This is a genomic window from Vibrio sp. R10-SG3-ISO10 (assembly GCF_059834185.1).
Genome location: NZ_JCBDHG010000002.1, coordinates 461,047 through 473,079 on the forward strand (window position 1 = coordinate 461,047; position 12,033 = coordinate 473,079).

Annotated in this window: 15 protein-coding genes; 9 read left to right on the plus strand and 6 right to left on the minus strand. The window is 45.0% G+C overall.

Features of this window, described 5'->3' with window-relative positions; all coding sequences use genetic code 11:
• Positions 1 to 51 precede the first annotated feature (51 nt).
• A complete protein-coding gene (locus tag AC6R16_RS02920; protein WP_069669160.1) occupies positions 52 to 297 on the minus strand; it encodes a hypothetical protein in 246 nt (81 codons plus the stop codon).
• Between the two features lie 98 nt (positions 298 to 395).
• Positions 396 to 1,310 carry a DMT family transporter gene (locus AC6R16_RS02925; protein ID WP_500673538.1) on the minus strand — a complete coding sequence of 305 codons (915 nt, stop codon included), beginning with the start codon at positions 1,308 to 1,310 and terminating at the stop codon, positions 396 to 398.
• 99 nt (positions 1,311 to 1,409) lie between these two features.
• Here AC6R16_RS02925 and AC6R16_RS02930 point away from each other — a divergent pair, with 99 nt between their 5' ends.
• Positions 1,410 to 2,840, plus strand: coding sequence for an aminotransferase-like domain-containing protein (locus AC6R16_RS02930; protein ID WP_500641388.1), 1,431 nt, complete (start codon positions 1,410 to 1,412; stop codon positions 2,838 to 2,840).
• A gap of 4 nt (positions 2,841 to 2,844) precedes the next feature.
• Positions 2,845 to 3,396 carry a DUF924 family protein gene (locus AC6R16_RS02935; protein ID WP_500673539.1) on the plus strand — a complete coding sequence of 184 codons (552 nt, stop codon included), beginning with the start codon at positions 2,845 to 2,847 and terminating at the stop codon, positions 3,394 to 3,396.
• A gap of 48 nt (positions 3,397 to 3,444) precedes the next feature.
• Here AC6R16_RS02935 and AC6R16_RS02940 read toward each other — a convergent pair whose 3' ends face one another.
• From AC6R16_RS02940 to hutW, 4 genes are all read right to left on the minus strand, one after another.
• The gene (locus tag AC6R16_RS02940) at positions 3,445 to 3,966 is read right to left on the minus strand and encodes an ATP:cob(I)alamin adenosyltransferase (RefSeq protein ID WP_500673540.1); all 522 of its coding nucleotides are present in this window, start codon (positions 3,964 to 3,966) and stop codon (positions 3,445 to 3,447) included.
• 84 nt (positions 3,967 to 4,050) lie between these two features.
• Positions 4,051 to 4,581, minus strand: a complete 531-nt coding sequence (hutZ, locus tag AC6R16_RS02945; RefSeq protein ID WP_049843195.1) for a heme utilization protein HutZ — start codon at positions 4,579 to 4,581, stop codon at positions 4,051 to 4,053.
• 40 nt (positions 4,582 to 4,621) lie between these two features.
• The gene (gene hutX, locus AC6R16_RS02950; protein WP_500673541.1) at positions 4,622 to 5,125 is read right to left on the minus strand and encodes a heme utilization cystosolic carrier protein HutX; all 504 of its coding nucleotides are present in this window, start codon (positions 5,123 to 5,125) and stop codon (positions 4,622 to 4,624) included.
• Between the two features lie 11 nt (positions 5,126 to 5,136).
• Entirely contained in the window at positions 5,137 to 6,507 is a 1,371-nt protein-coding gene (gene hutW / locus AC6R16_RS02955; protein ID WP_500673542.1) for a heme anaerobic degradation radical SAM methyltransferase ChuW/HutW, read from the minus strand.
• Between the two features lie 170 nt (positions 6,508 to 6,677).
• Here hutW and AC6R16_RS02960 point away from each other — a divergent pair, with 170 nt between their 5' ends.
• From AC6R16_RS02960 to AC6R16_RS02990, 7 genes are all read left to right on the plus strand, one after another.
• A complete protein-coding gene (locus tag AC6R16_RS02960; protein WP_500673543.1) occupies positions 6,678 to 7,430 on the plus strand; it encodes an energy transducer TonB in 753 nt (250 codons plus the stop codon).
• A complete protein-coding gene (locus tag AC6R16_RS02965; protein ID WP_500673544.1) occupies positions 7,430 to 8,140 on the plus strand; it encodes a MotA/TolQ/ExbB proton channel family protein in 711 nt (236 codons plus the stop codon). The genes AC6R16_RS02960 and AC6R16_RS02965 overlap by 1 nt, the downstream gene beginning before the upstream one ends.
• The gene (locus AC6R16_RS02970) at positions 8,127 to 8,540 is read left to right on the plus strand and encodes an ExbD/TolR family protein (protein WP_500641395.1); all 414 of its coding nucleotides are present in this window, start codon (positions 8,127 to 8,129) and stop codon (positions 8,538 to 8,540) included. The genes AC6R16_RS02965 and AC6R16_RS02970 overlap by 14 nt, the downstream gene beginning before the upstream one ends.
• An 11-nt stretch (positions 8,541 to 8,551) precedes the next feature.
• Positions 8,552 to 9,397, plus strand: coding sequence for a heme/hemin ABC transporter substrate-binding protein (locus AC6R16_RS02975; protein ID WP_500673545.1), 846 nt, complete (start codon positions 8,552 to 8,554; stop codon positions 9,395 to 9,397).
• Positions 9,398 to 9,409: 12 nt separating this feature from the next.
• Positions 9,410 to 10,447 (plus strand): FecCD family ABC transporter permease, encoded by a 1,038-nt coding sequence (locus AC6R16_RS02980; RefSeq protein ID WP_500673546.1) that lies wholly within the window; start codon positions 9,410 to 9,412, stop codon positions 10,445 to 10,447.
• Entirely contained in the window at positions 10,447 to 11,229 is a 783-nt protein-coding gene (locus AC6R16_RS02985; protein WP_500673547.1) for a heme ABC transporter ATP-binding protein, read from the plus strand. Before AC6R16_RS02980 ends, AC6R16_RS02985 begins: the two co-directional genes overlap by 1 nt.
• 65 nt (positions 11,230 to 11,294) lie before the next feature.
• Positions 11,295 to 12,032: a substrate-binding periplasmic protein gene (locus tag AC6R16_RS02990; RefSeq protein ID WP_500673548.1), complete on the plus strand. Its 738-nt coding sequence runs from the start codon at positions 11,295 to 11,297 to the stop codon at positions 12,030 to 12,032.
• Position 12,033: the final 1 nt, after the last annotated feature.

The window sequence follows — 12,033 nt, forward strand, 5'->3', positions numbered from 1 at the left end:
CTAATACTAAAGTTAGTCTACGGATGACCAGTTCTAAAGGAGGAAAAAGAATTAAATTAGACCGTTTCGACTTAAGCCGCGCTTAACACTTGAGCACATTTTGCCAAATCGACGAATCTCATCGAACTGCGGAGTGATGCCTCTATCTATCGCTGACTCCCAATAACTCAGCTCAGAGTCCACCATTTCTAACAACTTCTTTGGACAACCGACGCAATTACCTTTGGTGCCACAGACAAACGTTTCTGGCGCATAAAGAGGTAAGGTATTTTTTACCTGCTCAATAATCCCTTTCATTGCGGCTACTCGATCTGGTTTTCTACTTTCTTTCACACAAAAAGCTCAAACAACATTAAGGAGCGGGATTATAGATCCTTCACCAGAATTGCCAATACCTACAAAGTGTGTGGCCGACTGAGTTTCTCTTTTCTGCGCTTGAAGATGCTAAACTCAGGCGCTTTGGCAACCAAATAAACCGCCAGAGCTGCAAAGGCAAAGCCAAGCACACCAAGTCCATCGAAAGACTCACCAAACATCAACCAAGCTTGGGCTGCGGTTGTTGGCGGTACTAGGTAAAAGACGGAAGCCACACTGGATGCCGCTCCATGCTCTACCATATAGAGCAGCAGTAAAATCGCAACACATGAAAGAACGACCACTAGCCAAATCATGGTAAGAACAAATGGAAAACTCCAATCCACCTGCATGGATTCAAAACCCACCGCGTAAGGGATAAACAACAGGCTTGCTGCAAAATACTGAACCGCCGCACTCCCTACCATGTCGACGCCTTGGCAGAACTTTTTCTGATACAGAGTGCCAAGGGTGATACCAACTAAAGAGATCAAACAAAGGATGATCGCCGCTGTCTTGTGCGCTTCAGATTGCCAACTTACTTTGCCCATCAAGACTAAACTTATCCCGACAAAGCCAAGCGCCAATCCCAACCATTGAGTAGCCTTAAACGACTGTCCAACGAAAGAGACTAATATTAGCGCCGTTAATATTGGCTGTAGACCGACCAAGAGTGAACTTAGCCCTGCAGGCATACCTAGGTCTATGGCGAGGTAGGTTCCGCCAAGATAGAAGCCATGAATAAGTACCCCAACCACTGCGCAATGCAGCAAAGCTTTACCTGCTGGTAATCGACGACGTAAGAACACAATCAAAACAGCGAACAAGGCAACATTCAGCACCATACGTAAAGAAAGCAATGTCGCGGGTTCGGCATACTGAAGCCCAAACCTTGCGCCAACAAAGCCTGAAGCCCAAAGAACAACAAACACAAATGGGATGAGCCGTACTAACATGAACTTTCCTCTGGATCTAATCGTTAATATAGGTTTACTTTAATAGGTACAGAAAAAGCTTAAAGATACAGATTTAGATTATTTATTGGGTACAGATTAATGAATGCGAGTAATAAGTATCTGATGGTAGAGCAATACATCAGACAGAAGATTGATACTGGCTTGTTGGCAGATGAAGATAAGCTACCTTCGATTCGCTCACTAAGCGATACATTAACCGTGAGTAAAAACACCGTCATTCGTGCTTATCAAGAGCTCGAAGCACAAGGCATGATCTATACGGTGCCTAAATCAGGTTATCGCGTGTCTGCTCGTCACTCTCAAGCGCCGTCGGTACATGCACCAAACAACGTTGATTTGCTTTCGGTTTGTAAAGAGATCCTTACTTACTCACACCAACAGGAGCTCTTGGCGACAGGTTCTGCTCATCCAAATATAGATACGCCTGCGATTAAAAGTCTTTATGCAGAAATAGGTCGCCATAGTCGACGTCAAAGCCATACCCCAAGCCACTATCAACTGCCTCCTGGCAACGAGCTTTTACTCAAACACCTGACTAAGATTAGCCAAGATCTCGGCGTAAATGCTGGCAAAAATGAGATAGCCATTACTCATGGTGCCCAACAAGCCATCAGTTTAGCACTTCGCGCTTTGACCAAGGCAGGAGACATCATTGCGGTTGAGTCACCTTGTTACTTTGGCAACCTACTTTTGATGGAATCATTAGGGCTAAAAGTGGTCGAGATTCCAAGCTGTCCTCGTACTGGTATCGATACTCAGTCATTGCGAGATGCTCTAGATAACTGGAATGTGAAAGCACTGCTCGTCACTCCCAACTTTACCAATCCGACCGGGGCGAGAATGCCTTTAGACAACCGTTTGAAATTACTAGAGGTAACCGGGTCTATTCCCATTATCGAAGATGACGTTTTTGGTGCACTTGCATTTGATGAAGGGATCCCGCCACTGAAGACTCTTGATACGCAAGATCGAGTCATCTATGTGAATTCGCTTTCAAAGATGCTTGATTCTCGCTTACGTATCGGCTGGATACTGGCAGGTCAATACCAAGCGCAAATTGAAAAGTTCCTTGTGTGTGACAACATGGGCAGCCTGAATCTAATGCAATCTGCCGTGGCTGATTTCCTTAGCTCAGGAAAGTATCGCCAACACGTACAAAGAATGAAGCGCTTGTACCAAGGTAACACTAAACTGTTTTATCAGCAGCTAAGCTACTGCCTCAATCAATACCCAAGTTTGAATGGAAAGTTTAAGTTACTCTTGCCGCAAGGTTCGTTTTTACTGTGGCTTGCATTACCAAGTAGTTTCGATAGCAACGCCTTGTATCAGCAAACAAAGTCGCTAGGAATCAGCATCTTGCCCGGAACTATTTTTGACACTTCAGGACAATACTCACATTGCATCCGTTTTAGCTGCTCCAACTTTTTATCGAATCCAGACTGGAAACTTGGGGTTGAAAAGCTCGCCACTCTTATTCATCATCAGTTGACCACCTCATTACACGGATAGAATCATGAGTACACTTCCCAATGCAACAGACGTTCTGAATTTTTGGTTCAACGAGTTAGAGCCAAAAGATTGGTTTGTCAGCAGCTCAGAGTTAGATAAGGCAATCACTTCGCGCTTTGAAGATTTACTGAATAGTGCCGCCCAAAGTGAACTGTTTACATGGAGGAGCTCTAGTCAAGGGCGACTCGCTGAAGTCATCGTACTAGACCAGTTTTCTCGCAATATCTATCGCAACGCACCTAAGGCCTTCGCTCAAGACCCTTTGGCACTCGCCCTCGCACAAGAGGCGATTTCACTTGGGCTGGACCAGGAGTTAGAAACCAAGCAAAGAAGCTTTCTCTATATGCCATTTATGCACAGCGAGTCAGCGTTCATCCATCAACAAGCGGTTGAGCTGTTTAACGCCCCGGGAATGGAAAACAATTACGAGTTTGAACTGAAGCATAAGGTGATCATTGACAGATTTGGACGTTATCCGCATCGCAATGACATTCTTGGGCGAGCGAGTAGCCCTGAAGAAGTGGAGTTCCTAACACAGCCCGGCTCTAGTTTCTAACAATGAGGGGCCTTCATAGCCTCCTACTATAATCCTTGTAATCTAGGTTTAGTAACTGCGACTGACAAACTCTACCTCTTCAACTTCATGAAGCAAATTGGTGTAAGAAGCTAATGTATACATCACGTTAGCGAGCAAGTTAGCGTAGCGGAATAAAATTGGTGCTGGGGACTTTTTACCTGAATGTTCAACAGCGACCAAAGCGCGGACTATTTTCTTTGCCTGAGTTCGGCATAGGTGCAGCTCTGCAGAAATGGGATGACCACCTGGAAGGACAAAACCTCGAAACCCGCCATCTAACTTATCTCGCAATAGGTTATAGTCTTGATAGAGTTCTTGGACTTGCTGCTCATCAATCGCTAATTTACCTCGAACAGAACCGTTCAAGTGATAAACATTTGGCTGCATACGGCTTAAAATATCACGGCACAGCGAGTCTAATTCCATGGTCAGTACTAAGCCGATTCGACTACACAGTTCATCAGCAGCAATTTCGAAATCACACACAGGGCTATCTTCATAGATAAATGGATAACAGATCTCTCCATGCTCTTTACTTACAGGGCGCATTATAAATCCTTGGCAAAAATAAAGGAGCCAATGTGGCTCCTTTGAATAGAAATAGCTTACTAGGCTCTTAAATTTAAAACAAATTTAAGCGTTTGATACCTTCTTATGCCCTTCTTCTAGGTGAACGAAATCTACTAAGTCATCACCTGAAACTTGATATGCCTGACCAAAACCTTTTACAAACAGGCCTTTCTCAGCCTTAAGGTTAAACAGAACGAAGTCTTGTAGCTGGCTTAGACCTTCGATGATTTCACCGAATCGGCCCTGCATTTGTGCAACAACTTGAGTCCACTGCTCGGTATCACGCTCAACTACAGAAGCCACTGCATCAAACGTTAAACGCTTACGTGCAAACAGCTGCTTAGAGGTATCTTCATCTTCAATCATCATGATCGAGACATTCGGGTTTACCTGCAGGTTACGTGCGTGACGAGCAATTTCAGAGATAAGCACGAAATAGCCATCTTGGTTTTGAACATATGGCGCGTAGCTTACGTTTGGACGACCATTTTCATCGACTGTCGCTAGTTGCAGTGTACGTCGCTCTTGGCGAAACTCTTTAATTTCAGGCTCAAGACGTCCTTGAAGGCGTTCTTGTTTAACTTGTTGATCCATGTTGAGGCTCCTAACTTTCTCTTACTATTATTATTCTGAATTACTTTCTAAACTCTTGCTGCCATTGTTTGAATGTCGCTACCTGCGATTCAATCAACTCACGCTTTTCATTACGACCTAAGTAGATCTTAAATATGTTATTTCCCGCTTCACAGAAGAAACCAAAGTAATGGCTTTCTCTACCCATGAAAGGTTTGCTCACTAAAGCAATGTTTTTAACATTATCTAGCTTCAAGTGGCCATGCAGTTCGCCTTCGCGCCCCATCAAGTTATAGTAACCACGCGCTACTTTTCCTTTAGGAAAAGGGGCTTTGACTTCAAAGATTGAGCCAAAAGAATGAACAATTGTCGTTACAGGGCCGAATCCAACCAAGCTCTCTAAGATATGTTGAGCTTGCTCTCCTGCTACTAGAGCAACCATTTCTTCAGGTAAAGCCGCTACCGCTTCAAATTCAGAGACATTCAGTTTCTCCGCAATGGCTGCGGGTAATAGAGTGGGTTCTTGCTCGATAAGCTGAGCAACCTGCTGTTTTAGTGCTTCCATAGTTTTTCCGTTTACATCGCGACTGATTCGAGCGCGTTTTTTTCTTGATACGTTGACTGTAGTACTTGAATGCATGCTTGAGCGAGGCTTACTGCCCAAAATTGCCCAGCCAAAGTTAAAGACAGATAATCACCTTCGACTCGAACTAGCCCTTTTTCTTGCCAGTGGTGGAATAAAGGTAATAAGAAATCAAATGATGATAAGCCTAAGAATTGTGGCATTGCCGCGCGTGATAAAACACCGCGGTCGAAGCCTGATTTCACGACAGAAAAAATCGGTTCCAACGTGTGCTGCTTAGTCATCATCGCGACTAGCGAGTCACCAGATTTCATTGCTGTCATGTAGGTTTCTAGTGTTCGATGATTCATCATACCGTAGCCACCGATGTTGCCGCCTGCCCCGCAGCCAATAGGTAAAACCTCGGCATAGGTTTTTGCTAACGAGTTGTATTGGCTACGTTCACGGTTGTCTCTAGCCCAATGGTTAACGCTTAGCTGTCGCATGTGATGTTTTTGCATAAACGCGGAACCTAGCTCGTACATTGACGCTTTATCAGGCGTTGTTGCTGGCGCGGGGATCTTTCCTTTCTCCACTAGGTTTAACATTGGTGCGTTACCACCAACAACTAGCTGGTATAAATCTAACCCGTGAGCTCCTGTCGACATGAAATCGTTCAGATCTTGCTCAAACACCTCTAAAGTTTGGTAAGGCAAACCATAGAGTAAGTCTAAAATTATTGGCGCTTGGTCAGTGGCACTTAAGGAACTCACACGCTCCAGTACCGCTTCTCGGTCATCAAGGCGTTTTGCACTGCGTCGAACCTGAGTGTTAAAGCTCTGAATGCCGATTGAAAACCGATTGAAACCACCCTCTAAAGCACGCTCAAACGTTTCATCGCTAAAGCGATTAATTCGTCCTTCTAGGGTGAACTCACAATCAGTCGATAGAGGGAAACGCGCTCGAATGGCTTTACCCAATCGTTCGATTTGCTCCGCCGACAGATCTGTTGGCGTTCCACCTCCGATATAAACGGCGTGAAATGTCCCCGATTGTGTCCAAGGCATTGCTGCTTTGTGCTGAATTTCAACCATCAAGGCTTCGAAATAGTCGTCGACAAGCTTTCGGCTGGCGGCATTTTGGAAAAAGTTACAAAACGTACAGCGAACTCGACAAAATGGAATATGAATGTATAAGCAGCGCTTATCTTTTTTTTCCCCTTGTGAGGCATAAAGTCTATTTAATACTTCAGCTTTCTGTTCAGGCAATAAAGGGGCTGCCATACCGCCTGCATGAGGGGAAGACTTTTTGGCAAATGCAAATCGAAGTGGATCAGGCGTATCTACTGCCAAAACTGATTCATCGAAATTATAAATATTAAGCATTTCATAAATCTCTCAGCGCTTGTCAGCTCTAGCCTCGCGCCAAATTCTTAAAAACTGGTAGCGATCATAAATTGGCGGTAATGATAATGCAATTGATAATTGATCTTATTTGCATTGTGAGTAATAATTCTAATCCGTCTGGTAACCGATATGAATCATGGAGAACTCTAGTGAACGTCAAGCGATACACCATTGCAGGTAGCATTTCTTTAGCTATCCACGCTGCGTTCGTGTTCGTTGCACAAGAGCCAAAAGCCTTTGCAATGCCAGCAGGGGCACAATCAAGCTCTGTGTCGATTAATTTTAAGGCAGTCGCAACCAAGCCTGCCACGCCAATAGAACAACCTGTAACACAATCAGAACCAAAAGCTGAACCAGAACCGAGTAAAAAAGAACCAGCTCCTTATGAGCCTAAAAAGGTAGTAAAGCAACCTAAGCCAGTTGAAAAGAAAGTCGTCAAGAAAAAGCCCAAGGTAGAAAAAAAGGTCAGCAAAACAAAACCCGTGCCGAAGAAACAACTGGAGGCTGACGAACCAAAGGAAAAAACTGCGCAAAAGGTGGTTGAAAGAAAACAAGCGCCTAAACAGCACGAATCAAAAGCCCAGCCAGAACTCGTCAATCAGGGCGCAAGCTCTCAACCAGTGATGGTCACCAAACCTTCGTTTCTCACTCGCCCTTCAGCACCTAAGTACCCACGTTTAGCAAGAAAACGCGGTATTGAAGGCATCGCCCTGTATGAAATCTGGCTTGATGAGGATGGTAAACAGGTTAAACAAGTCCTTATTTCATCTTCAGGCACTGACATGCTTGATAAGTCAGCATTAGCGGCCATCAAAAAATGGCGATTCTCACCTCATTCTGTCGATGGGCAAAACATGGCTCATCGCGTCCAAATCCCTGTTCGTTTTAAGTTGGATCGATAATGGAACAATTACAGCAATTGCAACAACAATTAGGTCTTATGGCTTGGCCATTGATCATCTGCTCAGCACTCACATTAATGATTATTGCCGAGCGTCTTTTTCAAGTCATGATTAGCCTAGGTGTTGGCAAACGAGCCATCCGCAGCGAACTAAAGCAGATTAGCCCTAATGACAGCTATCAAATCGAGGCGTTGGCAGAGAAACTCTCACCTCGCCGACCTTTGCTCTATAAAGGTGTGGCCATGCTGCTTGCTCACCACTCATTTGCCAAAGCTCTGCGTGAAGACGCCGCCGGTATGTGGTTACAGGAAAAACGCCACCAGCTTAATTCTGGATTAAGGTTACTCACTCTAATTGGGGTAATTAGTCCACTGATTGGCTTACTAGGCACAGTATTAGGTCTGATAGAGATGTTTAAAGGCGTCGCGGCCTCAACTGGTAACATTACCCCTAATGACCTAGCAGACGGACTTGGCTTGGCAATGAGAACAACTGCCGCTGGTCTTCTTATTGCCCTACCCGCTATTGCCGGAGCCCAGCTTCTCGGCTTGTGGGCCGATAAAGTCATGGCGAAATTAGAGCACACTCTCAACTACGTAAACCTATGGTTGGAAGGTATTAGCCTCCAGCATGTGTCGCCAGATAACGCTTTGACCGCAATAAAGCCATCAATGAACTTAGCAACTGAGGCAGTTCATGATCAAAGTTAAGCAGGAAGAAAATCGCTTCGGATTGACGCCTGATCTTACACCTCTTCTCGATATTATTTTTATCGTAATGGTGTTTTTGATGCTCACTGCAGCAGTAAAGCTCGACTCACTTGAAGTCGACCTGCCGACCACTGACTCTCAAGTTGTGTCAGAAGTAGATACTAAATCGTTAACCGTCAATATCTTGGAGGCAGAACCTCACTGGGCAATTGATGGAAAAGAATACATAGACTGGGAGAATTTCACCCTAGCGTTACTGGAAGAATACAAATCTAACAAACAGCCCATCGTGATAGGTGCGGATAAAACAGCCCAAGTTCAGCACCTAGTGAAGTTGCTCGCCTTTTTGCAAGAAAACGGTATTCAAGCGACACAGCTACTCACGGAAGAATCTAATTAATCGAGTTCAACATGTATAAAAAAGCCTTTTTAAAAACCGTAACAGCCCTTTCTTTATCGTTAATGGCTTCAACATCATTCGCTAGCGAAAGAATTGTCAGTGCAGGAAGTGCCGTTACAGAATTACTTATCGCTTTAAATCAGCAAGATAAACTGGTTGCGGTTGATGTTACTAGTGAACTACCAAGCTCATTGCAGTTGCCTAAAATTGGTTATCACCGACGCTTATCAGCAGAAGGCCTTTTGGCTCTCGGCCCAAATCGCTTGATTGGCTCGGATGAGATGGGACCAGAGACGGCGCTCAGCCAGCTTCGCTCAGCAGGTGTAGAAGTTGATATCGTCAATACAAAACCAACTCCAGAAGGCCTAATTGAGCGCATTGACGAAATCGCTGAACTAACTCATGCAAAGCAGCAAGCAAGCAAATTAAAAAAACAAGTGACAGAGCAGATTGCTCGTTTAGAAAAGAACAAATCCCATCAGAAATCAGCGAAAAAGGTGTTGTTCCTGCTTATTCACGAAGGTAGACCTGCCAACGTCGCCGGCCGCGATACTACACCTAACGCGATTATTGAACTCGCAGGCGGTGTCAACCCAGCCGCTAGCCAGTTAAGTTCATACAAACCACTTTCTACCGAAGCTATGGTCGAAATGCAGCCAGACATTATTTTGGTCAGCGGGCGCAGTTACAACAAACTGGGTGGTGCCGACGAAATATTGAAGAAAATGCCAATGCTCGCGGCAACGCCAGCAGGACAGAACAAACAGTTTATTCAAATTGATGGTCACGCATTAGTCGGCGGACTTGGACTAAAAAGCCTGTCTGAAGCAGATCGCTTGAGCCAGCTTCTGAAGTAATGAGTCACTACTATGCTTTTACGCCGTCTGCCGCTTAGTGCTGCTGTTGCCATATTTGGTTTTGCATTGGTTGCTACTGCGATCAGTTCAGTCACTGTTGGACCAATGAACATTGGCTTTTGGGAAAGTGTCCAAAGCCTAATGTTTCGATCAGAACAATTAGCCCCACACGTGAATTTGGTTATCCACGAAATACGTTTTCCGCGTACCATCTTATGCATGCTAGTAGGCGCTATACTTGCTATCTGCGGAACCGTGATGCAGGGTTTGTTTCGTAACCCTCTGGCTGAACCCGGAATTATTGGTGTCTCTGCTGGTGCATCCTTAGGGGCTGCGTTAGCAATCGTTATGTTTGCTGATCTCATTGAGCAGTACCCGCAGTTTATGAATTTTGCCGCCGTGCCTATATTTGCCTTTCTTGGCGGCGCGCTGACTACAGTTCTCGTCTATAAAATGGGGACAAGTAAGATGGGCACCTCTGTGACTATCATGCTGCTAGCTGGTGTGGCGATTAGTGCTCTATCGGGTGCGGGAATCGGTTACATGAACTTTAAAGCTGATGACCAAATGCTGCGCGACTTATCCCTCTGGTCGATGGGCTCGTTAGCAGGCGCAAATTGGACCAGCATCATTTTATGTGCCGTCACATTGGTTTTGTTGATGTTCATCTTTGTGCGTAAGGCGATGTCTCTTAACGCGCTTTTGCTAGGTGAAGCGGAGGCGAACCATCTAGGAATTCCCGTTCAACGCTTAAAGCGTCAGCTGATTCTGTTAACTGCTGTTGGTGTTGGTGTCACGGTGAGTGTGTCTGGCATGATTGGCTTTATCGGCTTGGTCATCCCTCATCTAGGTAGAATGCTGTCGGGCCCAGATCACCGAACCCTATTGCCAATCTCGGCACTAATGGGCGCTTTACTACTTACGCTTGCCGATATGTTCTCTCGTGTTGCCGTCGCTCCTGCAGAGTTACCTGTTGGTATTGTCACAGCACTCATCGGCGCGCCTTTCTTCATCTATCTACTCTTCAAGCAAAAAGGAAAAATCATCTGATGCGTAAAATTGTTTTATCAGGTAAGCATATTTCCATGAAGTTCGGCGCTCGCAAGGTACTGGATGATATTAATATCGATATTCGTGCCGGAGAAGTCACCACGCTACTAGGGCCTAATGGTGCAGGCAAGAGTACATTACTTAAACTGCTTTGCGGAGAAATACCATCACGCTGTGACATTCACTATTTCAACCAACCGCGACAGCAATGGAAACCTGCTGATTTAGCTAAGCACCTCGGAATGTTGCCACAGCACAGTACTCTGAGTTTTCCGTTTCTCGCCCATGAAGTGGTTGAACTTGGGGCGATTCCGTTGAACGTGCCAAACAAATCTGCACAACAGCTCGCGAATAAGTACATGGAAATGACGGACGTCACTCACTTAAGTGAGCGTTTGTACCCTTCACTGTCAGGCGGTGAAAAACAGCGTCTTCATTTAGCTCGCGTTCTAGTACAGCTTGATCAGGCAGGCGAAAATAAGATCTTAATGCTTGATGAGCCAACCTCCGCATTAGATTTAGCCCACCAGCACAATACGTTGAAGATTGCGCGTAAACTGGCCGATGAACACGATACTGCCGTTGTAGTCGTGCTGCATGATTTGAATTTAGCCGCTCAGTACTCAGATCGCTTAATCGTACTTCATGATGGCAAGCTAGTTTGTGATGATGCTCCATGGAAAGCTCTGCAACCGGAGATGATTAAACGTGTTTACGGTTATGACTCCATTGTTGCACCGCATCCAACGCTCGATTTTCCACTCATTTATCCAGCCGCTTAGGTAATTTAGATGGGGCAGTGAAGCTTGGCTATACTCAAGTTATCGTGCTTGTGGGACGCTATAAGATGGTTCGGATAACTGACCCCTTGATTATTGTTCTTAGCTTATTATTCAGTTTTGGGGCATATGCTGCCCCGAAAGCTGACCTTCCTCATATCCGCGTATGCGGGGATGCTATCGACTGGCCTCCATACACCTATGTACTGAACGACAAAGCACTCGGTTATGATATCGATATTTTGGACGAGGTCTTGACGCAGCGAGGCTTTAGCTATGATATCACTATGACCTCTTGGTCAAGGTGTCTGCGCGGGACAAAAAGCGGAGAGTTCGATCTAGCACTTAGCGCCTCTTTTAATGAGCAGCGAAATAAAGACTACCTTTACACGGATTGGTACTACTCAATTACGCCTCACTATGTCTATTCCAAAAAACGTTTTCCTGACGGTTTGAGAATCTCTGATGTCCAAGAACTTACCCAATTTAGAGTCTGCGGAAATCATGGTTACAATTACTCCGACTTCGGCTTAGGAGACATAATACGTGTAGGAAATTCTATTAACGAATGTATAGAAAAGGTAAAACAGGGCGAATGCGATATCTACCTAAACTGGGAGGAAATCCTATACGCAATTAAAGAGATGTGGGGCATAAACTTGATATCAGATGATTTAGTGTCTGTCGCCGTTCCCAACATGAAACGACACAAATTCCACATGCTAATCTCACGTCAATTAGAGCAAAGGCATGAACTAAAGCGTTATTTAGATCAACACCTTCGCACTATTCGACAACAAGAGTAAT

What these genes read in the sequence shown, in the direction of transcription:
- AC6R16_RS02920 (WP_069669160.1), bottom strand. Translation starts at nt 297, where the DNA reads ATGAAAGGGATTATTGAGCAGGTAAAAAATACCTTACCTCTTTATGCG.
- AC6R16_RS02925 (WP_500673538.1), bottom strand. Translation starts at nt 1,310, where the DNA reads ATGTTAGTACGGCTCATCCCATTTGTGTTTGTTGTTCTTTGGGCTTCA.
- AC6R16_RS02930 (WP_500641388.1), top strand. Translation starts at nt 1,410, where the DNA reads ATGAATGCGAGTAATAAGTATCTGATGGTAGAGCAATACATCAGACAG.
- AC6R16_RS02935 (WP_500673539.1), top strand. Translation starts at nt 2,845, where the DNA reads ATGAGTACACTTCCCAATGCAACAGACGTTCTGAATTTTTGGTTCAAC.
- AC6R16_RS02940 (WP_500673540.1), bottom strand. Translation starts at nt 3,966, where the DNA reads ATGCGCCCTGTAAGTAAAGAGCATGGAGAGATCTGTTATCCATTTATC.
- hutZ (WP_049843195.1), bottom strand. Translation starts at nt 4,581, where the DNA reads ATGGATCAACAAGTTAAACAAGAACGCCTTCAAGGACGTCTTGAGCCT.
- hutX (WP_500673541.1), bottom strand. Translation starts at nt 5,125, where the DNA reads ATGGAAGCACTAAAACAGCAGGTTGCTCAGCTTATCGAGCAAGAACCC.
- hutW (WP_500673542.1), bottom strand. Translation starts at nt 6,507, where the DNA reads ATGCTTAATATTTATAATTTCGATGAATCAGTTTTGGCAGTAGATACG.
- AC6R16_RS02965 (WP_500673544.1), top strand. Translation starts at nt 7,430, where the DNA reads ATGGAACAATTACAGCAATTGCAACAACAATTAGGTCTTATGGCTTGG.
- AC6R16_RS02970 (WP_500641395.1), top strand. Translation starts at nt 8,127, where the DNA reads ATGATCAAAGTTAAGCAGGAAGAAAATCGCTTCGGATTGACGCCTGAT.
- AC6R16_RS02975 (WP_500673545.1), top strand. Translation starts at nt 8,552, where the DNA reads ATGTATAAAAAAGCCTTTTTAAAAACCGTAACAGCCCTTTCTTTATCG.
- AC6R16_RS02980 (WP_500673546.1), top strand. Translation starts at nt 9,410, where the DNA reads ATGCTTTTACGCCGTCTGCCGCTTAGTGCTGCTGTTGCCATATTTGGT.
- AC6R16_RS02985 (WP_500673547.1), top strand. Translation starts at nt 10,447, where the DNA reads ATGCGTAAAATTGTTTTATCAGGTAAGCATATTTCCATGAAGTTCGGC.
- AC6R16_RS02990 (WP_500673548.1), top strand. Translation starts at nt 11,295, where the DNA reads ATGGTTCGGATAACTGACCCCTTGATTATTGTTCTTAGCTTATTATTC.